The sequence below is a fragment of the Methylobacterium soli genome, assembly GCF_008806385.1.
Classification (GTDB): domain Bacteria; phylum Pseudomonadota; class Alphaproteobacteria; order Rhizobiales; family Beijerinckiaceae; genus Methylobacterium; species Methylobacterium soli.
The window spans coordinates 184,863-204,007 of record NZ_VZZK01000001.1 but is presented as its reverse complement, the minus strand read 5'-3'; the positions used below and the strand labels follow the sequence as shown (position 1 = coordinate 204,007).

Annotated in this window: 19 protein-coding genes; 12 read left to right on the top strand and 7 right to left on the bottom strand. The window is 70.9% G+C overall.

The features are described 5' to 3' along the window. The first annotated feature begins 15 nt into the window (after positions 1 to 15). The 5 genes from F6X53_RS00915 (at position 16) to F6X53_RS00895 (ending at position 5,429) form a co-directional block, all read left to right on the top strand. Positions 16 to 1,377: a murein hydrolase activator EnvC family protein gene (locus F6X53_RS00915; protein WP_150996258.1), complete on the top strand. Its 1,362-nt coding sequence runs from the start codon at positions 16 to 18 to the stop codon at positions 1,375 to 1,377. Continuing rightward, complete coding sequence (locus tag F6X53_RS00910; RefSeq protein WP_150996256.1) at positions 1,377 to 2,699, top strand: S41 family peptidase; 1,323 nt, start codon at positions 1,377 to 1,379, stop codon at positions 2,697 to 2,699. The genes F6X53_RS00915 and F6X53_RS00910 overlap by 1 nt, the downstream gene beginning before the upstream one ends. Before the next feature lie 187 nt (positions 2,700 to 2,886). Then, positions 2,887 to 4,134: a divergent polysaccharide deacetylase family protein gene (locus F6X53_RS00905; RefSeq protein ID WP_150996254.1), complete on the top strand. Its 1,248-nt coding sequence runs from the start codon at positions 2,887 to 2,889 to the stop codon at positions 4,132 to 4,134. 84 nt (positions 4,135 to 4,218) lie between these two features. Continuing rightward, a complete protein-coding gene (locus F6X53_RS00900) occupies positions 4,219 to 4,776 on the top strand; it encodes an RNA pyrophosphohydrolase (protein WP_150996252.1) in 558 nt (185 codons plus the stop codon). A 29-nt stretch (positions 4,777 to 4,805) separates the two neighbouring features. Next, positions 4,806 to 5,429, top strand: a complete 624-nt coding sequence (locus F6X53_RS00895) for a DUF2939 domain-containing protein (protein ID WP_150996250.1) — start codon at positions 4,806 to 4,808, stop codon at positions 5,427 to 5,429. A 106-nt stretch (positions 5,430 to 5,535) separates the two neighbouring features. Here F6X53_RS00895 and F6X53_RS00890 read toward each other — a convergent pair whose 3' ends face one another. From F6X53_RS00890 to F6X53_RS00880, 3 genes are all read right to left on the bottom strand, one after another. Beyond that, positions 5,536 to 6,627, bottom strand: coding sequence for an ROK family protein (locus F6X53_RS00890; protein WP_150996248.1), 1,092 nt, complete (start codon positions 6,625 to 6,627; stop codon positions 5,536 to 5,538). A gap of 112 nt (positions 6,628 to 6,739) precedes the next feature. Further along, on the bottom strand, positions 6,740 to 7,117 hold the full coding sequence (locus F6X53_RS00885; protein WP_150996246.1) for a photosystem reaction center subunit H: 378 nt from the start codon (positions 7,115 to 7,117) through the stop codon (positions 6,740 to 6,742). 41 nt (positions 7,118 to 7,158) lie between these two features. Continuing rightward, a complete protein-coding gene (locus F6X53_RS00880) occupies positions 7,159 to 7,587 on the bottom strand; it encodes a response regulator (protein WP_150996244.1) in 429 nt (142 codons plus the stop codon). A gap of 207 nt (positions 7,588 to 7,794) precedes the next feature. Here F6X53_RS00880 and F6X53_RS00875 point away from each other — a divergent pair, with 207 nt between their 5' ends. The 4 genes from F6X53_RS00875 to F6X53_RS00860 all read left to right on the top strand — a co-directional run bounded on the left by F6X53_RS00875 (position 7,795) and on the right by F6X53_RS00860 (position 11,590). Beyond that, the gene (locus F6X53_RS00875) at positions 7,795 to 8,463 is read left to right on the top strand and encodes a YoaK family protein (RefSeq protein WP_150996242.1); all 669 of its coding nucleotides are present in this window, start codon (positions 7,795 to 7,797) and stop codon (positions 8,461 to 8,463) included. A 96-nt stretch (positions 8,464 to 8,559) separates the two neighbouring features. Next, positions 8,560 to 9,576 carry a WD40 repeat domain-containing protein gene (locus F6X53_RS00870; RefSeq protein WP_150996240.1) on the top strand — a complete coding sequence of 339 codons (1,017 nt, stop codon included), beginning with the start codon at positions 8,560 to 8,562 and terminating at the stop codon, positions 9,574 to 9,576. A gap of 88 nt (positions 9,577 to 9,664) precedes the next feature. Continuing rightward, complete coding sequence (locus F6X53_RS00865) at positions 9,665 to 10,189, top strand: DUF2937 family protein (protein WP_150996238.1); 525 nt, start codon at positions 9,665 to 9,667, stop codon at positions 10,187 to 10,189. 162 nt (positions 10,190 to 10,351) lie between these two features. Continuing rightward, on the top strand, positions 10,352 to 11,590 hold the full coding sequence (locus F6X53_RS00860) for a peptide ABC transporter permease (RefSeq protein WP_150996235.1): 1,239 nt from the start codon (positions 10,352 to 10,354) through the stop codon (positions 11,588 to 11,590). A 286-nt stretch (positions 11,591 to 11,876) separates the two neighbouring features. Here F6X53_RS00860 and F6X53_RS00855 read toward each other — a convergent pair whose 3' ends face one another. The 3 genes from F6X53_RS00855 to argB all read right to left on the bottom strand — a co-directional run bounded on the left by F6X53_RS00855 (position 11,877) and on the right by argB (position 14,102). Next, complete coding sequence (locus F6X53_RS00855) at positions 11,877 to 12,326, bottom strand: metallopeptidase family protein (protein WP_238298319.1); 450 nt, start codon at positions 12,324 to 12,326, stop codon at positions 11,877 to 11,879. Beyond that, positions 12,323 to 13,096: a pyrimidine 5'-nucleotidase gene (locus F6X53_RS00850; protein ID WP_150996231.1), complete on the bottom strand. Its 774-nt coding sequence runs from the start codon at positions 13,094 to 13,096 to the stop codon at positions 12,323 to 12,325. Before F6X53_RS00850 ends, F6X53_RS00855 begins: the two co-directional genes overlap by 4 nt. 112 nt (positions 13,097 to 13,208) lie before the next feature. Next, on the bottom strand, positions 13,209 to 14,102 hold the full coding sequence (gene argB / locus F6X53_RS00845) for an acetylglutamate kinase (protein ID WP_150996229.1): 894 nt from the start codon (positions 14,100 to 14,102) through the stop codon (positions 13,209 to 13,211). Positions 14,103 to 14,776: 674 nt separating this feature from the next. On the opposite strand from argB, the gene F6X53_RS00840 reads away from it, so the two are divergent. Together F6X53_RS00840 and F6X53_RS00835 are read left to right on the top strand one after the other, a co-directional pair. Next, positions 14,777 to 14,986 (top strand): hypothetical protein, encoded by a 210-nt coding sequence (locus F6X53_RS00840; protein WP_150996228.1) that lies wholly within the window; start codon positions 14,777 to 14,779, stop codon positions 14,984 to 14,986. A 224-nt stretch (positions 14,987 to 15,210) separates the two neighbouring features. Beyond that, on the top strand, positions 15,211 to 15,456 hold the full coding sequence (locus tag F6X53_RS00835) for a hypothetical protein (RefSeq protein ID WP_150996226.1): 246 nt from the start codon (positions 15,211 to 15,213) through the stop codon (positions 15,454 to 15,456). 24 nt (positions 15,457 to 15,480) lie between these two features. Here F6X53_RS00835 and F6X53_RS00830 read toward each other — a convergent pair whose 3' ends face one another. After that, positions 15,481 to 16,260, bottom strand: a complete 780-nt coding sequence (locus F6X53_RS00830; RefSeq protein ID WP_150996224.1) for an MOSC domain-containing protein — start codon at positions 16,258 to 16,260, stop codon at positions 15,481 to 15,483. Positions 16,261 to 16,462: 202 nt separating this feature from the next. On the opposite strand from F6X53_RS00830, the gene clpB reads away from it, so the two are divergent. After that, positions 16,463 to 19,093 carry an ATP-dependent chaperone ClpB gene (gene clpB, locus F6X53_RS00825; protein WP_150996222.1) on the top strand — a complete coding sequence of 877 codons (2,631 nt, stop codon included), beginning with the start codon at positions 16,463 to 16,465 and terminating at the stop codon, positions 19,091 to 19,093. The last annotated feature ends 52 nt before the right edge of the window (positions 19,094 to 19,145 follow it).

Below are 19,145 nucleotides of genomic sequence, written 5' to 3'. Positions count from 1 at the left end.
CGGCATAGGGGCAGGATGAATCGGCGCGCACGCGAGGGTCTGGGCATCGTGGTCGGCTTGGCCGGCCTGCTCGGCTGCGCGGGCGGCCCGCGGGCGGAGCCGAGCCCGGCGCCGAACCCCGATCAGGACAAGATCCAGCGCGCCGTCGAGGAGCGCGACCGCCGCGCCGAGAACCTCAAGCGCATCGAGGATGCCCTCAGGGCGAGCGGCAGCGCCCGCACCCAGTACGAGGCCGAGATTGCCGCCATCGGCGGCGACCGGGCGAAGCTCAACGCCGCGCTGATCGATGCCGGCCGCCAGTCCCAGGCGACCGAGGATCGGATGAGCCGTCTGGAAGAGCGCCTGAAGACCATGGGGGCGAGCGAGGCCGCGATCCGCCGCTCCCTCGAGGCGCGCCGCGGCGTCATCGCGGAGATTCTGGCCGCGCTTCAGCGCATGGGCCGGCGCCCGCCGCCGGCGGTCCTGGTCCAGCCCGAGGACGTGCTCGCGGTGATCCGCACCTCGATGATGCTCGGCGCCGTGGTGCCGGAATTGCGCGGCGAGGCCGAGACCCTGGCGAGCGACCTCGGCGAGCTCGTGCGCCTGCGCGGCTTGATCGCGGCCGACAAGCAGGGGCTGCAGAACGATCTCGCCGGCTGGGCCAAGGAGCAGCAGCGCCTCAACGCCCTCGTGACCGCGCGCCGCGCCCGCCTCGCGGAGGTGGAGAGCGGACTCAACGCCGAGCGTACCCGCGCTGCCGAGCTCGGGGTGCAGGCGAAAAGCCTGAAGGACCTCGTCGACCGGATGGAGGGCGAGGTCGGCGCCGCCCGCCGCGCCGTCGAGGCCGCCCGGGAGGCCGAGCAGCGCGAGGCGCGGGCGACGCAGGAGCGCTTCGCGGCCGCAGGCTTCCGCGACCCGGCCCGGCTGAGCCCGAAGGTGAAGTTCGCCGAGGCCCGGGGCGAGCTGCCGCGGCCGGTGAGCGGGCGCCTCCTGCGCAGCTTCAACGTGCCCGACGGCAATGGCGGGATGACGCGCGGCATTTCGCTCGCCACGCGTCCGAAGGCGGTCGTGTCATCACCGGCGGACGGGTGGGTCTCGTTCGCGGGCCCGTTCCGCTCCTTCGGCCGACTCTTGATCATCAATGCGGGCGATGGCTACTATCTCTTGTTGGCAGGGATGGATCAGATCAACGTCGAGGTTGGCCAGTTCGTGCTCGCGGGCGAGCCGGTGGCCGGCATGGGCGAGGGCGGGGCAAATCTGACCGCGACGGCGAATTCGGCTGCGACTGACGGTGACCGCGGTGATCCGGTCCTGTACGTCGAGTTCAAGAAAGACGGCGGCTCCATCGACCCGGAGCCTTGGTGGGCGAAGGGCCCCATTGAGAAGGTTCGCGGATAATGCGCAAGATGTCCCTCCTCATGCTCGGCGCGTTTCTCGGCGCCGGCACGTCGATGCTGGCGACGCAGACCCAGTTTCTGTCGGGACCGAGCGCGGTCGCGGCCTCCGCCGAGACCTATCGCCAGTTGAGCCTGTTCGGCGACGTCTTCGAGAAGGTGCGCACCGACTACGTCGAGAAGCCCGACGAATCGAAGCTGATCGAGGCGGCCGTCAACGGCATGCTCACCTCCCTCGATCCGCATTCGAGCTACATGGACGCCAAGGCGTTCCGCGACATGCAGACCACCACGCGCGGTGAGTTCGGCGGCCTCGGCATCGAGGTCACGATGGAGGACGGCCTGATCAAGGTCGTGACTCCGATCGACGACACCCCGGCCTCGAAGGCGGGCCTGCTCGCCAACGACGTGATCACGCAGATCGACGAGGATCAGGTCCAGGGCCTCACCCTGAACCAGGCCGTCGACAAGATGCGCGGGCCGGTCAACTCGCCGGTGAAGCTCAAGATCTCCCGCAAGGAAGCCAAGGACCCGATCGAGGTCACGCTCACCCGCGACGTGATCAAGATCAAGCCGGTGCGCTCCCGCGCCGAGGGCGGCGACGTCGGCTATATCCGCCTGACGCAGTTCAACGAGCAGACCTTCGACGGCCTGCGCAGCGCCATCGACAAGCTCTCGACCGATATCGGTCAGGACAAGATCAAGGGCTACGTGCTCGACCTGCGCAACAACCCGGGCGGCCTGCTCGACCAGGCCGTGATGGTCTCCGACGCCTTCCTGGATCGCGGCGAGATCGTCTCCACCCGCGGCCGCAACCCGGACGAGACCCAGCGCTTCTCGGCGAAATCGGGTGATCTCACCAAGGGCAAGCCCGTGGTGGTGCTGGTGAATGGCGGCTCGGCCTCGGCCTCCGAGATCGTGGCCGGCGCCCTGCAGGATCACAAGCGCGCGACGATCCTCGGCACGCGCTCCTTCGGCAAGGGCTCGGTGCAGTCGATCATCCCGCTCGGCGGCAGCGGCGCGCTGCGGCTCACCACGGCGCGCTACTACACGCCGTCGGGCCGCTCGATCCAGGCCAAGGGCATCGAGCCCGATGTCGAGGTGATGCAGGAGGTCCCGGACGAGCTGAAGGGCAAGGACGAGACCAAGGGCGAGGCCGGCCTGAAGGGCCACCTCAAGCAGAAGGACACCGAGGAGCGCGGCGGTTCCTCGGCCTATGTCCCGCCGGATCCGGCCAAGGACAAGCAGCTCACCGCAGCCTTCGACTTCCTGCGCGGCATCCAGAAGGGCGCGGCCAACACCCAGAAGCCGAGCCTGCCGAACTGACGCAAGGTCGCCCGGACCCCGCACGCGATCGAGCCCCCGCCCGGGAGAACCGGGCGGGGGCTTCGTCGTTCTGGCCGCAGGGTTTTCGGCCCCGTTGACGGAACGTTAACCATGCGGGGCCGCAATGGGGGCGGGGGACCGCGTCGCGCGAAGGCCGGGTGGCGGCTGTCCCCGTGCCGAGGACGCGGTGAGCCTGCCCTCCGACGATATCCTGACCCGCCCCCTCGGGGTCGCAGCTCCGGTCGAGGCCGGGCTCAAGGGCCGCCTCGCCCGCGTGCGGGCCCGGCTGGCTCCGCGCCATCTGGCCGCGGGAGCGGCCGGAGGTATGCTCGTCCTCGTCGGCCTCCTGTTCCTGCTCGGCGACCCGCGGGGCGGCGAGCCCCGCGTCACCGTGACGATCACGCGGCGCGAGGCCCCGCCCGCCGAGGCGCGATCCGCCCCCGCCGAATCCGCCCGCCTCGCCGAGATCGAGCCGCCGGTTCCGGTCCCGGTCCCGAGCCAGCGCAGCGCCGAGGAGGTCGAGAGCGCCTCCGGGGTCGTCGTGGTGCGCCCCTCCGGCACCGCGGCGCCGAGCGAGGCGGTGGTGATCCGCGTGCCGTCCTCCCCGGTGAAGCTCGCGCCCGCCCCGGATCCGCGCCTGACCGAGCGCGGCCGCCACGGCCCGGTTCCGAAGATGGGGGAGGGGCGCCTGCGCCCCCTCGACGTCTACGCGCGGCCCGAGGAGCCGGGCTCCGGCCCCCGCATCGCCATCCTGATCACCGGCCTCGGCATCGGCCAATCCGCGACCGCAAGCGCCATCGTGAAGCTGCCGCCGGCGGTCAGCCTCGCCTTCGCACCCTACGGGAGCGAGGCCGAGCGGAGCGCCGCGCGCGCCCGCGAATTCGGCCACGAGGTTCTGCTCCAGGCCCCGATGGAGCCCTTCGACTATCCCGACAGCGATCCCGGCCCCCAATCCCTGCTCACCGCCCTGCGCCCGGCCGAGAATGCCGACCGGCTTGCCTGGGTGATGAGCCGGGTCTCCGGCTATGTCGGCCTCGTCAATTTCATGGGGGCCAAGCTCCTGGCCGATGCGGGCGCGCTGGAGCCGGTGCTGAAGGAGATCGCCGCGCGCGGCCTCGGCTTCGTCGATGACGGCACGGCGGCCCGCGGCCTGCCTGCCGGCCTCGCCGCCAAGCTGAAGCTCCCGGCCGTGCGGGCCAAGATCCCGCTCGATGCCGTGCCGCGGGCCGAGGCGATCGACCGCGAGCTCGCACGCCTGGAGGCGCAGGCCCGCAGCAAGGGCTTCGTCCTCGCTTCGGCCACCGCCCAGCCGCTCACCATCGAGCGCATCGCGCGCTGGTCGCGCGATCTCGAGGCACGCGGGCTGCGCCTCGTGCCCGTCAGCGCCGCCCTGCGGGCGCCGGGCGCGGGAACCCGCCTGTCCAAGGCCGAGTGAGACGGCCGAATCCGACGAAAGGTGGAGGCCAAGCGCGCTTTCGTCCGTTGCGGCGACAGGATCGGCTGCCCTATGGTCCGGCCGATGACGCGCGCAGAAGAGTTCGACGGCCGCCGGGACAAAACCGGTCTGCCCTACCGCCCCTGTGTCGGGATCACGCTGATCGATCGTTCGGGCCGCGTCTTCATCGGCCGCCGCCGCCAGGAAGGCGGCCCCGAGCACGTGTCGGGCGATTTCTCCTGGCAGATGCCCCAGGGCGGCATCGATCCGGGCGAGGCGCCGCGGGCGGCCGCGACCCGGGAGCTCTACGAGGAGACGAATGTCGCGGAGGGCTCGCTGCGCTTCCTCGCCGAGATCCCGGATTGGCTCCCCTACGACCTGCCGCCCGACGTGATGAAGCAGGCCTGGAAGGGCCGGTATCGCGGCCAGACCCAGAAATGGTTCGCCTTCGGCTTCCTCGGCTCGGATGACGAGATCGACGTCATCCGCCCCGGTGGCGGCCAGCACCGCTCCGAGTTCGAGGCCTGGCGCTGGGAGCCGTTCGCGACCCTGCCGGGGCTGATCATCCCGTTCAAGCGGCCGGTCTACGAGGGCGTCGTCGCGGCGTTCTCGCGCCTCGCGCAGTGGCACGCGGGGGCGTGAGCCCGCCGCGTGCAGCCTGAGGTCCGGCCATGCGCTGGTGGTCGGTCCCGATTCTCATCGCCCTGGGGTGGTTCGCCTTCACCCTCACGCCGTTCTGGGCGCTGTACGGGCTCGCCCGCGCGGTCGAGGCGCGCGACGTCGACTATGTCGACCGTCACGTCAATTTCCGGACGCTTCGGCTCTCGCTGGTGCGCCAGACGGCTGCGGCGGCCCGCGCCACGATCGCGGAGGATCCGGGGCTGGAGACGCGCGAGCGCCAGCGCCTGAACGAGGCGGCGGTGGCGGTCGCGCTCGCCTTGGCCGAGACGATGGTGACGCCCAAAACCGTGGTCGATCTCCTCGACGATGGCTGGCCCGAGACCCTCGACATGCCCAAGCCCGCGACCGCCTCCCGCGAGACGGGCTTGCGCGTGGACGGCCTCGTGCGGTTCCTGGCCCTCTACGCGCATTCCGAGATGCGGGGCTTCCGCACCGTCGTCATCGCGGTGCCGCCCGATGCGCCGCGCGCCCGGCAATTGCGCATCCGCCTGCGGCTGCGCGGCTGGACCTGGCGCCTCGTCGACATCGAGGTGACGGAGGAATTGCGCGAGCAGATGGCGCAGAAGCTGTCGCGGACGCTCGCGAAGATGCGCTCGGGCGACCGGGCGCGATGAGGATCGGGGTGCGCTGGCCCGCCGCGTCAGCGTCAGCCGCGTCGCGCGGGTCACCCGCGTCCCGGGATGGTGTCGGGAGCCGCGTCGGCGCGCGGATCCCGTTCCATCAACCCTCCTGCGCCTTCTCGCCGTTCTCCCGGTTGCGGTAGGTGAAGCGCGCATTGCCGAGGCCGGTGCCGATGGTGAGCACGCCCCAACGGGCGTAGGCGCCCATGTTCGGCACCTCGCTCAGGCCCTGCACCACGGCGTCGTTGTGCATCAGCACCATGGTCTCGTGGCCGTCGATCTCCGGCAGCGCCTGCCGCAGCGCGTCCGGCAGGTTGAAGCGGCTGCTCTCCCAGTTCCCCGGAAGGTTCTGGCCGCCGCGGGTGATCGAGCCATCCGCCTCGATCAGGCCCGGGCACCCGACCCCGATGAAGGGGGCGAGCTTCAGCCGGGCGCGCTCGGCCCGCACGATCAGCTCGCGCAGCATCCCGATGAGGCGCTCCACCGCCGCGTCGCGCGAGGGCGGCGGCTCCTCGCAGCGGTGGCGCCAGTGCTCGGAGCGCCAGACGGCGGCGCGCGAGAGGTCGGGGTTCTTCTTGCGGTTCGTGACGAGGACGCCCGCGCGGAAATTGCTGCCCCCGATATCGACCGCGAGGAGGCTGTCGTAGCCGGAGAAGATCCAGGCTGGGGCGAGATGGGCTGCGCCGATCAGGCCGGCCTCGTCCGGATAGTTGCGGATCGGCTCGAGGCGCACGTCGAGGCCGCCCGCGCGCAGGATCACGGCGGCGCGGCTGATGGCGAAGCGGCCGATGAGGCTGTCGCTGAACCCGCCGCCCACCACGATGGCCTGCGTGTCGCGCCAATCCTTCTGCCGAAGGAAGCGCCGCACCACGGTGGCGAGCTCCTGGGCGAAATCCTCCACCGCGCCGAAGACCAGCCCGGCCCCGAGGACGTCGTCCGAGAGCAGCAGGCGGTCGAGGCGCTTCTTGCTGATGTCCTGGCTCGGGATGTCGCCGAGGGGATCGTCCCCGAGTTGGCGCAGCTTCTCGCGCCAATCCTCGACGAGGTCGCGGAACGCGCCCTTCGAGACCCGGTCGCCGATGAAGCCTTCCTCGTTCGCCAGCTCGATGTTGTAATCGTCGATGGTGACGGAGGGCAGGTCGCGCGCCCCGTGCGCCATCGCCGAATGACCGTTCGCCGTTCCCCCTGCCATGCCGCCTCGTCCCCCTCGCGCGTGATCGGACGCGGTACGCTTGCGCACGCACCGAACGGATTGGAACGCGCGAAGCGGGATCGGGTGCGCCGCGGGGGCCGCGATCCACCGATTATTTCGGGCGCGGCGCCGTGCTGGAATCGGCCGGCGGCGGAGCCTTGGGCGCACGCGCTTCCTCGAGGCTCTCGGCCTTGTCCTCGTCGGTATCGCCGCCCTGCTCGATCGTCTTCTCGGGGTTGGCGGCGAGCGCCTTCACGATCTCGATCAGGCGCTCGCACTCGGCCCCGTACTTGTAGGTGTCGAGCACGATGGCGGCGTCCCGCAGGGTGCGCAGGTCGCGCACCGTCTGCTTGTTGGCGGTCTCGCGCAGCTCGCTCTTCTGCGCGATCGCCTCTTCGAGCTTGGCGCCCTTCACGTCGCAGGCGGCCTCGGCGGCGCCGCCGAGCCCGAAGGCCGCCAGGATCAGGGGGAGGGTGAGGGCGAGGCGCATGGGTGATGGCTCCGGCTGCGGGCCGGTTCTGGTCCGGCCGCTCAGGCGTGGTGGGGATAGCTGCGGCGCAGGATGCCGTTCGTGAGTTCCACGATCTGGCTCGGCCGGTAGGGCTTCGGGACGAAGATCGACTCGGCAACGGCGTCGGCCTGCGAAAGGCTCCCGCGGCCACCCGAGGTGTAGACGACCGGGAGACCCGGGCATTGGCTGCGGGCCCGGCGCGCCAGGGCGATGCCGTTCGTGTTGCGGGCCAGATCGATATCGGTGAAGAGCAGGTCGACGGTCTCGCGGGCCAGGATGGCCTCGGCCTCGACGGCGTCGGCGGCGCTGAGCACGCGGTAGCCCTCGTCGAGCAGGGCCTCGACGGCGAGTTCGCAGACGGTGGCCTCGTCCTCGACGACCAGGACGGTCCCGGTGACGCCATCGAAGAAGGCGGGGGCAGTGAGGGCAGCGCAGGCGAAGGGGATCATGACGCAACTCCAACTCACCCGGCGCGCGGCGAAGGCCGCGATGTCGGATCGTCGGACCAACGGGTCCACTCGCGCCGACGTTCGCCGTGTTCCTCTCGAATTGCTCAGGTTTGGTGAGCGAACCTTTAACCCTGCCCGCCCGCACCCTCACGGAAGGGCCGAAAGGGTTAATGAAGCGTTACGAACCCTCTGGGCGTCTTCAGATCGATGAATCGTTCCTGGCTCCTGGCCTATGGCCTGATCCTCACGGCGCTCGCCGGCTACATCGACGCGCTCGGCTTCATCCGCCTCGGCGGCCTCTACACCTCGTTCATGAGCGGCAACACCACGCAGCTCTCCGTGGCCCTCGGCCACCGGGATTTCGCCCACGCGGTCCTGCCGGCGCTGCTCATCTTCGCCTTCTTCCTCGGCGCGACGTTGGGCGGGGGCCTCTCGGTGGTCACGGCGCCGCGCTGGGCGATGCCGGTGGTCCTCGCCTTCGAGGCGCTGACCGTGCTGGGCGCCCTCTCGATCGGGCTGACGACGCCGGATCTCGGGCTCGCCTCGCTGTTCATGGCGCTGGCCATGGGGGCCCAGAACGCCGTGCTGGTGCAGGTCCAGGGGTTTCGCGCCGGCACCACCTTCGTGACCGGGGCGCTGTTCAGCTTCGGCCAGAAGGTCGCCCTCGCGCTCTCCCGGCGCGGCCCGCGCTACGGCTGGGTCGGGGACGGGGCTGTCTGGCTGGCGCTCCTCGCCGGCGCGGCGACCGGCACCGTCGTGTATGACCGGATCGGGCTCGTCGCCCTCGTGGTGCCGGCGACGATCACCGCAACGCTGTCGATCGGCGCCGCCGTGGTGATTGCCCGGCGCCCCGAGCCCGTTCAGGCCTCGCCCTGACGCCGCACCCGATCCCGCCTCGGGGGTTCTCCCCGACGGGACGTTGACACCTATCCTTGCTCCTCACGGCTTCCCGCTCCTCAAGGCTTTCTGCGCATGAGCTCCAACGCCAGCCCCGCCACCTCGCTCACGAGCCACGTCGCGCCGATCCAGGCGGGCGCCCACGTCACGGCGGCCCACTGGCTCAAGGACACGCTGGCCCTCGCCCTCGGGGACGGGCGCGTTCAGTTGGTGCGCGACGGCGCGGCGCAGGACGTTGCCGCCCATCCCGACGGGAGCATCCTGGTGGCGGCGGGCGATTCCGGCCGGCTCGTCACCGGGGGGGATGACGGGCGCGTGGTCGAGATCCGCGCCGACGGGCGGCTCAGCGCGGTCGCGACCGCCCGGGGCGGGGCCTGGATCGACGCGCTGGCCCTGCACGCGGATGGCGGGCTCGCCTACGCGGCCGGCCGCGCCGTGACGGCGCGCGACGCCAAGGGCCGCGAGCGCACGCTCACGGCGCCCTCGACCGCGCGCGGCCTCGCCTTCGCGCCGAAGGGCTACCGGCTGGCGGTGGCCCATTACAACGGCGTCAGCCTCTGGTACCCGAACCACGAGGCGGCCCCCGAGGTGATCGAGTGGAAGGGCTCGCATATCGACGTGACGTGGTCGCCGGACGGGCGTTTCGTCATCACGACGATGCAGGAGAATGCCCTCCACGGCTGGCGCCTGCAGCCGGACCGCGGGCACATGCGGATGTCGGGCTACCCGGGCAAGGTCCGCTCGGTCTCGTGGTCGTCGGACGGGCACTGGCTCGCGACGAGCGGGGCGGAGGCCACCATCGTCTGGCCGTTCGATTCGAAGGAGGGCCCCACCGGCAAGGCGCCGCGCGAGTGCGGCGTGCGCCCGGCCCGGGTCTCGCGCGTGGCCTTCCACCCGAAGGTCCCGGTCCTGGCGATGGGCTACGAGGATGGCTGCATCCTGCTCGTGCGCTTCACGGACGCCTCCGAGCTCCTGGTGCGCCCGGCCCGCAAGGGCAGCGGCGTGACGGCGCTGGCCTGGGACGCCCGGGGCGCACGCCTCGCCTTCGGCTGCGCGGACGGGGAGGCGGGGCTGCTGACGCTGCCGGGCTGAGGCGCCGCCCCAGAACCTGAGCCGTGCCTGGAACCTTGCCCCCGGTCGTGCTCTTCTCGCTCAGCGTCGATTGGCGGAGGTGCCGTTCGTGTTTCGTGTGATCCGCACCCTCGGCCTCGCGCTCGGGCTCCTCGGCGGCGTGATCGCCGCGCAGGGCCCCGAATTCGCGCAGCAATACGCCCAGCGCCTCGGCGGCACCGTGGACGAGCTGCGCCGCTCGGTGCAGTCCCTCGAGGCGGATGCCCGCGCCACCGGCACCAGCCGCGACGGCGCCGTCGACCGGCTGCGCGGCAATGCCGACGCCCTCGTGGCCCGGCGCGGCGAGGCCGCGCGCACCGACATCGAGCGCCTCGCCCGGCTCACGGCCCAGCAGCAGGCCCTCGCGGAGGCGACGAGCCCCTTGGGCAAGCTCGCGACGGTGATCCGCGACCCGGACCTGTCGCTCGCCCGCGCCACCTATCAGGATTTCAGCCCCGCCGTGCCGACGACGACGGACGGCCTCGTGGCCGGGCTCCTCGGCTTCCTGGCGAGCTGGGGCGGCTGGCGCGTCCTCTCGGATCTCGGCCGCCGGATGACCCGGCGGCGTTCCCGCAGCGAGCCGCGGGTCGCCTGAGCGGCGCCTTGCGCGCATGGGTGGCCTGCACAGGCGCCCGCCGTTGTGACATCATGTGTTGCCCGGGGTCTACAGCGGCACCGGTGCAGCTGAACTACGAGGGTAGAGCACGCGCGCGGACGACGAGGCCCCCGCGCCGGCTCACGGTCTGTCAGTCGCATCATGGCGCGCGCGTCCAACCCCACCGTCGATCCAGCGCTCGATGCAGCGGCCCTCCTGCGCCGCGTCGGCTTCTTCGGCCTGTTCGTGATCGTGCCCGTGGTGGCGCAGGTGGCGCGCCGCGCCACCGTGGTGCTCGGCCCGATCGCCGTGATCCTGCTGATCCTCGCCAGCGCCATCGACAACCGCCAGCGTCCGCTCTGGCCCGCCGCCGCGCAACTCATCAAGGCGCCGGCCTTCCTGGCCGGCATCCTGGTGATCCTGTGGTCGGCCCTGTCGCTGATCTGGACGCCGTTCCCGGGCCAGGCGACCGAGCGGCTCCTGAACCTCGTCGCCACCATCCTGCTGACGCTCGCGGGCTACCTCGCCCTGCCGGACCGGATGCGCTCGGCCAACCTCTATCTGCTCCCCCTCGGGGTGACGGCGGCCGCCATCGTGGCGATCATGATCGGGGTCTTCGGCGACAGCCTGATGCGCGGCAGCCCGGAGGAGGACAACGCCCTCGACCGGGGCCTGACGCTCCTGGCCCTCCTGGTCTGGCCCGCCGTCGCCTGGCTGCGCTCGCGCCACCGCGACCGCGAGGCCCTGGCCACCGCCCTCGTGGTGGCGGCCGCCCTCGCGGTCTCGCCGAACTCGACGCAGATCGTGGCGCTCGCCATCGGGGCGCTCGCCTTCGCGCTGACGAGCGTCCGCGCGAGCCTCGGCATCGCGGTGACGGCCGGGCTCTCGGCGCTGCTGCTGGCGCTGGCGCCGCTCCTGCCCTTCGTGGCGCGCCCGATCGGCGCGGCCCTGTTCGGGCCGGTCTCGCCGGGCGTGCTCTCGCTCAAGGCCTGGCAGAAGGTCGTGACCACCGAGCCGATGCGGCTGGTGACGGGGCACGGCTTCGAGACGGCGTTGCGCGGGCGCTTCGTTGGCCTGCTGCCGGCCAACGCCCCGACCACGATGCTGTTCGAGTTCTGGTACGAGCTCGGGATCGTCGGCGCGCTGGCGGCGGCCTTCGCGCTCTACGCCTCGGTCCGGCGCAGCGGCCGCGACGCGCCGGCCCTCGTGCCCGGCGCGATGGCGGCCTTCGCGACCGCCTTCACGATCGCCTGCGTGGGCGTCGGCCTCACGGTGATGTGGTGGCTCACGACGCTCGCCATCACGGTGCTGGTCTTCATCGCGATCGAGCGCGGCCAGTTCCGCTCCCGGCGCCCGAAGATCAGCCTGCTCCGGCGGGTGCGGGAGCAGCCCGACGCCTAGAGCTGTTCCCGATCGCGTTGCGACGGGACCGTCGGCCGCGCCCGTGCCGAAGCGGGCGCGGATCCCCTCTCCCGTGCGGGAGAGGGACAGGGTGAGGGTCGAGAACTTTCAGAACGAGGTGCGCCCGATCGGCGCCCGGTCGGCGATACGACCGTATGCTCCATCCTGACGGCGCTCATCCCTCACCCCAACCCTCTCCCGCACGGGAGAGGGGGTCCGTCGCGCCGAACCGAACCGGGGCTGCCGATTTTCCAGCCCGTTGCAACGCGATCGGGCGCGGCTCTAGCTAGATCTCGGCCGCCGCCTCGATCGCCGCCATGTCGGCATCCGACAGGCCGACATGGTGGCCGATCTCGTGGACCAGGACGTGGGTGACGAGGTGGCCGAGGGTCTCGTCGTGCTCCGCCCAGTAATCGAGGAGCGGGCGCCGGTAGAGCCAGACCATGTTGGGCATCTGGCCGGTCACCACCTCGCCGGCCTGCGCGAGCCCGATGCCCCGGAAGAGGCCGAGCAGGTCGAACTCGCTCTCGCACGCCATCTCGGTCAGGGTCTCTTCGTCGGGGAAATCCTCGACCACGATGCGCACGCCGGCCGCGAGCCTGCGGAACGCCTCGGGCAGCTGCGCGAAGGCCTCGAGCGCCAGTTCCTCGATGGCCGCGAGGCTCGGGGCCTTGGCCTCCGCGAGGCTCGGGACCTTGGCCTCCGCGAGATCCCGCGCGGGCGTGCCCCGCGTCACCGGCCTTCGCCAGGAACCGGGACCTCGCCAGGAACCGGGACCTCGCCCGAGACCGGGAAGACGCATTCCTCCAGGAAGGCCGCCAGATCGTTGGTGATGTGGTCGATATGCGCCTCGCGCACCGCCTCCTGCTCGAAGGCCTCGCGGAACGGGTCGATCACGCGGGGCACCACCAGCACCGTGGTCATGCCGAGTTCGTGCGGAACGACGAGGTTGCGGGCGATGTCCTCGAACAGGGCGGAGCGGCGCGGGTCGACGCCGTGGCGTGCGAGGAAGCGCTCGTAGGTCGAGCGCTCGGGCTTGGGCACGAAATCCGCCGCCGCGATGTCGAACACGTCCTCGAAATGGTCGAGGATGCCGAGCTTGGCCGCCACGTTCTCGGCGTGCCGGCGCGAGCCGTTGGTGAGGATCAGCTTGCGCCCGGGCAGGCGCTCGATGGCGTCGCCGAGGGCCTGGTCGAGCTTGATCGTCGAGTGATCGATGTCGTGGGCGAAATCGAGGAAGTCGTGCGGGTCCACCTGCGCCTCGACCATCAAGGCCTTCAGGGTCGTCCCGTAGCGATGATAGAAATGCTTCTGCAGGGCGCGGGCCGAGAGCCCATCGAGCCCGTAGAGGCGCATGACGTAGAGGGTGATGCGCTCGTCGACCTGCGGCCAGACCCGTGCGTCGCTCGGATACAGCGTATTGTCGAGGTCGAAGACCCAGGTGTCGACATCTCGGAAGCCGCGGGACTCGACCGTGGTGAAGTGGCTCTCGCCTGGAAGGAACAAGGCTCTCGCGTTTCGTGACCGCCGCGCGGGCTTGCGCGGCCAGGGCAGTGTAAGATGGATGCCTTGGCCGCGAAAGCAAACCGCCTCCGGGCTCGCGAGCCCGTGAGGCGCCTCAACGGCGCCGGATCAGGGTGCCGGCGCCGTAATCGGTGAAGAGCTCCAGCAGCACCGCGTGGTTGACCTTGCCGTCGAGGATGACCACCGCCTCGACGCCCTGGTCGATGGCGTAGATGCAGGTCTCGACCTTGGGGATCATGCCGCCCGTGATGGTGCCGTCCGCGATCAGGCGGCGGCAATCCTCCACCGTCAGTTCGGGAATCAGGTTCTTGTCCTTGTCGAGGACGCCCGGCACGTCGGTGAGGAGGAGCAGGCGCTTGGCCCGGAGCGCCCCCGCGATCGCCCCCGAGAAGGTGTCGGCATTGACGTTGTAGGTCTGCCCGTCCGCCCCGTAGGCCACGGGGGCCAGGACCGGGATCAGCTCGGCCTTGAGCACCGCGTCAAGGACGCCGCGCTCGACATGCTCGGGCTCGCCGACGAGGCCGAGGTCGAGGGCCTTCTCCTCCTGGCTGTCCGGATCCTTGACGGTGCGGAGCGCGCGCTTGGCCCGCACCATGTTGCCGTCCTTGCCGCAGAGCCCGATGGCGCGCCCGCCCTCGGCCGAGATCCAGCCGACGATCTGCTTGTTGATGGAGCCGGCCAGCACCATCTCGACCACCTCGACGGTGGCCTCGTCGGTGACCCGGAGACCGCCGCGAAACTCGGATTGGATGCCGAGGCGCTCCAGCATCCGGCCGATCTGCGGCCCTCCGCCATGGACCACGATGGGCTTCAGGCCGGATTGCTCAAGCAGGACCACGTCCTCGGCGAAATCCTCGGCGGCGGCCCGGTCGCCCATGGCGTGGCCGCCATACTTGATGACCACGATCTCCTGATCGTAGCGCTGCATGTGCGGCAGGGCCTGGGCCAGGACTTCGGCGCGCACATGCACGTTCGGCAGGTCGGTCATCGTGGTCCTCTGAGAGCCGGTGGCGACAAGATCGACGGCGCGAAATGGATGGCGCGAAATGGATGGTGGATGCGGGCGGCCTTCTACATGAGCGGCGCTCCCCTGCGAAGTCTGATCTGCGCAAAATCGCGTCGGACCCCTTTTCGCGATGTCACGGCGAAACCTTCGCGCGGAGTTTTGGCACGGTATCTTGGCGGGGTATCTTGGCGCCGAATCTTGCTCCCGCGTGGCCGCGTCCTGGCGGCGCCCTCCGATCGAGCCCGCCCGGGTGACGGCGCCGGCTTCGCTCCGCCGGCTCGCCCATCCGGCTTTTCCGGTAGGCCCGGTTCGCCGATCCGAAAAATCTTTTCACCCGTTCACGACAATCAGGGATTGGGGAGCGGTGCGCCCACCCAAGACACCCTCCCGGGCTGCCGGAGGCGCGCGACGCTGAAAAAGCGCCGATTGTTCCGACCCTGGTCGCTGCGGACGCCCCCAATTTCCGCCTTCGCCGACGCGGCCTCAAGTGGAGTGAAAGGTTGCGCTGACGCGGCCTAACCCCGATGCACTCTGCAATGCTTGATTGTACCAGTCGTCGATCGGGCGATCGACGGCGGGTTGGGCCGCCAACATTGTCAACACTTCGTTAACCATAGGGTCCGATTCTGTACCGACCGAACAGGATCCTGAGACCGATGCTCAACGCCGATCCCCTCGTCGCCCGCCCGACGCTGACCAGCCCGAACCATCTCTCGATCGCCCTCGATGGTCTCAGACGGAAAGCGGGCTCGAAGGCCGAGATCTGGCAACTCCTGACCCAGCACTACACGGTCGATCTCGACGCGGTCGCGGCCCTGATGCCGAACGAGGATCCGGAGCCGACCTGGCTCGCGACCCGCGACTGACGGAAGCCGGACAGGCCTTCGCCGAGCCTCGACGCTCGCGGGAGCCGGTGACGCAAGCCGGTCCAGGCGGGCGTCCGTGAGGGGCGTAACAGACAAGGCCGGCACGAACCGGCCTTCATCGAACAACGAGACGAGTGGGGAACGCGCCAGGCCAATCATCACGCGGCGGCTCCACGCCAGAGCACCACCGCGGACCTTTCGACCATTCGAACAGGAGGTCCGTCATGTCTGAACTGCTCTCGGTCGCGCTCGTTTGCGCCGGAACGCTGCTGGCCCAGGATTGCTCGCGCGACACGGCGCTCGATGTCATCGTGGCCCCCGCCCGCACCCCGATGGAGTGGCTGCTGCATGCCCAGACCATGGCGGCGGCGGCCGGCTTTCCCGGCGGCGACCAGCGCTACCTGAAGATCACCTGCGAGCGCCGCCACGCCGAATCATCCCCCGTGCGCACGGCCGACCACGCCTCCTGAGTGGCGCCCCGAGGCGGTCGCCGCTCATGCGGCGACCGTGAGCGCGTGGCCGTCGCGCAGGGTGCCGCCGGCCACGACCTCCGCGTAGACGCCGCAATCGCGGTGGCCGAGGCGCGCGTCGAGGGTCCAGGGGATCTCGAGATCGCGCAGGCCGCTCACTGGGTCGACATTGGTGGCGGCGCAGCGCTGCGTGCGTTGCGTCACGCGCAGGCGCAGGCCGTCGGGCCCTTCGAGCAGCGCGCCCACCAGGCCGAGCTCGGCCCAGGGTTCCAGACCCTCCACCAGAAGGTTGCCGCGAAACCTCAGGGGATCGACCGGCGCGCCGACGAAATCCTCGATGGCGCGCACGCTCGCGAGGTTGATCAGCGAGACGAAGCCGATCCGCGAATCGGTGAAGCGGTACTGCGCAGGGGCCGTGAGGACGCGCGGCTCGCCGCGCAGCGCCTCCGGCAGCAGCTTTCGCATCAGGTCCTCCAGCGCGGCCCGGCCCTCCTGCGTGCCGAGATCGGCCGCGAGGGGAGGACCGTCGCCGGTCTCGACCGTCAGCGTCCGGCTCGCCTCGTCGTAGCGGGTGCGCAGGCGCGCCAGGGCCTCGTCGCGCATCAGCATCACGTATTTGGTCTTGGGCTGATGGCGCGGCGCCACGGCGTTGAAGCCCGAATCGCCGTTCTCGATGGCGTAGAGCCGGTCGCCCGGAAAGTGGCCGCTCGTCTCCAGAGTCGCGGCCTCGACGCGCTCGGGGCTGAGGCCCTTCACCGGGTAGCGGTAGAGGGCGGAGATGCGGAAGCTGGGGCGTGCGGTCATGCGCGGAGCGTGACCCTGAAATTCCCCGCAAAGCAAGCCTGGATCGCCCCCTTGTGGTGCCGATTTACAACACCACATCCCGTCTACCGGCGGCCCGAGGGCGCCGGGGCTCTCGGCGGCTGTCCAGGCCGGAGGGCGCTGTTTCGGCGAGGCCGTGCCGCGAGGCGGGCGGCGGATCGCCGGTACGGGGAGGTGAGATCCAGTGAATTTCGACAAGTACACCGAGCGCGCCCGCGGCTTCGTCCAGGCGGCGCAGAACCTCGCGATGCGCGAGGGCCACCCGCAATTGCAGCCGGGCCACCTGCTCAAGGTGCTGCTCGACGACCCAGAAGGCCTCTGCGCCGGGCTGATCGACCGGGCCGGCGGGCAGTCCCGCGTGGCGCTGGCGCAGACGGAGAGCTGGCTCGCCAAGCAGCCGAAGGTCTCCGGCAACGCATCCGCCCCGCAGGCGACGCGCGAGCTCGTGCGCCTGTTCGACACCGCCGAGAAGGCCGCCGAGAAGGCGGGCGATTCCTACGTCACCGTGGAGCGGCTGCTGCTTGCCCTCGTGGTCGAGAAGGACACCGAGGCAGGCCGGGCGCTGACGGCGGCCGGCGTCACGGCGGCCTCGCTCAATGCGGCCATCAACGCGCTCCGCAAGGGCCGCACGGCCGACAATGCGAGCGCCGAGAACGCTTACGACGCGCTGAAGAAATATGCCCGCGACCTCACCGAGGCGGCGCGCGAGGGCAAGCTCGACCCGGTGATCGGCCGCGACGAGGAGATCCGCCGCACCATCCAGGTCCTGTCCCGCCGCACCAAGAACAACCCCGTGCTGATCGGCGAGCCCGGCGTCGGCAAGACCGCGATCGTCGAGGGGCTGGCTCTGCGCATCATCAACGGCGACGTGCCCGAATCCCTGCGCGACAAGGCGCTTCTCGCCCTCGACATGGGCTCGCTCATCGCGGGCGCGAAGTATCGCGGCGAGTTCGAGGAGCGGCTGAAGGGCGTCCTCTCGGAGGTCACGGCGGCCGAGGGCGGGATCATCCTGTTCATCGACGAGATGCACACGCTGGTGGGCGCCGGCAAGGCGGATGGGGCGATGGACGCCTCGAACCTGCTGAAGCCTGCCCTCGCCCGGGGGGAGCTGCACTGCGTCGGCGCGACCACCCTCGACGAGTACCGCAAGCACGTGGAGAAGGACGCCGCCCTGGCCCGGCGCTTCCAGCCCGTCTTCGTCTCGGAGCCGACCGTCGAGGACACGGTCTCGATCCTGCGCGGCATCAAGGAGAAGTACGAGCAGCACCACGGGGTGCGCATCCAGGATGCGGCGCTGGTGGCCGCCGCGACGCTCTCGAACCGCTACATCACCGACCGCTTCCTGCCCGACAAGGCGATCGACCTCGTGGACGAGGCCGGCTCGCGGCTGCGCATGCAGGTCGACTCGAAGCCGGAGGAGCTCGACAATGTCGACCGCGAGATCGTGCGGCTGAAGATCGAGGCCGAGGCCCTGAAGAAGGAGACGGATTCCGCCTCCCGCGACCGCCTCGTGCGGCTCGAGAAGGAGCTCGCCGACCTCGAGGAGCAATCCGCCGCGATCACGGCCCGCTGGAAGGCCGAGAAGGACAAGCTCGGGGCCGCGGCCGAGCTCAAGAAGAAGCTCGACGAGGCCCGGACCGAACTCGCCAGCGCCCAGCGCCAGGGCCAGTACCAGCGCGCGGGCGAGCTCGCCTACGGGGTGATCCCGGGGCTGGAGAAGCAGCTCACCGAGATCGAGGCGAAGGCCGAGAGCGCGGTCGCGCGGGACGGCATGGTCGAGGAGGCGGTGACGCCGGCCCATATCGCGGGCGTCGTCTCGCGCTGGACCGGCGTGCCCGTCGACAAGATGCTGGAGGGCGAGCGCGAGAAGCTGCTCGCCATGGAGGCGGCCTTGGGCCGGCGCGTCGTCGGCCAGCGCGAGGCCGTCGAGGCGGTCTCGACCGCGGTGCGGCGGGCGCGGGCCGGGCTTCAGGACCCGAACCGGCCGATCGGCTCGTTCATGTTCCTCGGGCCGACGGGCGTCGGCAAGACCGAGCTGACGAAGGCGCTCGCCGGCTTCCTGTTCGACGACGACTCGGCCCTCGTGCGCATCGACATGTCCGAGTACATGGAGAAGCACGCGGTCGCCCGCCTGATCGGCGCGCCTCCGGGCTATGTCGGCTATGAGGAGGGCGGTGCGCTGACCGAGGCCGTGCGGCGCCGGCCCTATCAGGTCGTGCTGTTCGACGAGGTCGAGAAGGCGCATCCGGACGTCTTCAACGTCCTGCTGCAGGTGCTCGATGACGGGCGCCTGACGGACGGGCAGGGGCGCACGGTCGATTTCCGCAACACGCTGCTGATCATGACCTCGAATCTCGGGGCCGAGTACCTGGTCAACCAGCGCGAGGGCGAGGATTCGGACGCGGTGCGGGACGAGGTGATGGGGGTGGTGCGCAGCCATTTCCGCCCCGAATTTCTGAACCGGGTCGACGAGATCATCCTGTTCCACCGCCTCGCCCGCGGCGAGATGGGGGCGATCGTCGACATCCAGCTCCAGCGCCTGGAGAAGCTCCTGGAGGAGCGCAAGCTCGCCCTCGAGGTCGACGCCGAGGCCCGCGCCTGGCTCGCCGACAAGGGCTACGACCCGGCCTACGGCGCGCGCCCCCTCAAGCGCGTGATCCAGAAGAACGTGCAGGACCCGCTCGCCGAGCTGATCCTGTCCGGCAAGGTGCATGACGGGGAGACGGTGCCGGTCCATCTCGGGCCGATGGGGCTGATGATCGGCGACACCGCCGTCGGCGCCGAGCGCCGGCCGCCCAACGCCACGCTGAACTGAGCCGGCGCCCCGGCGCCTCCCGCAGGGGGCGCCGGGGCTTTTCTTTCGGCGC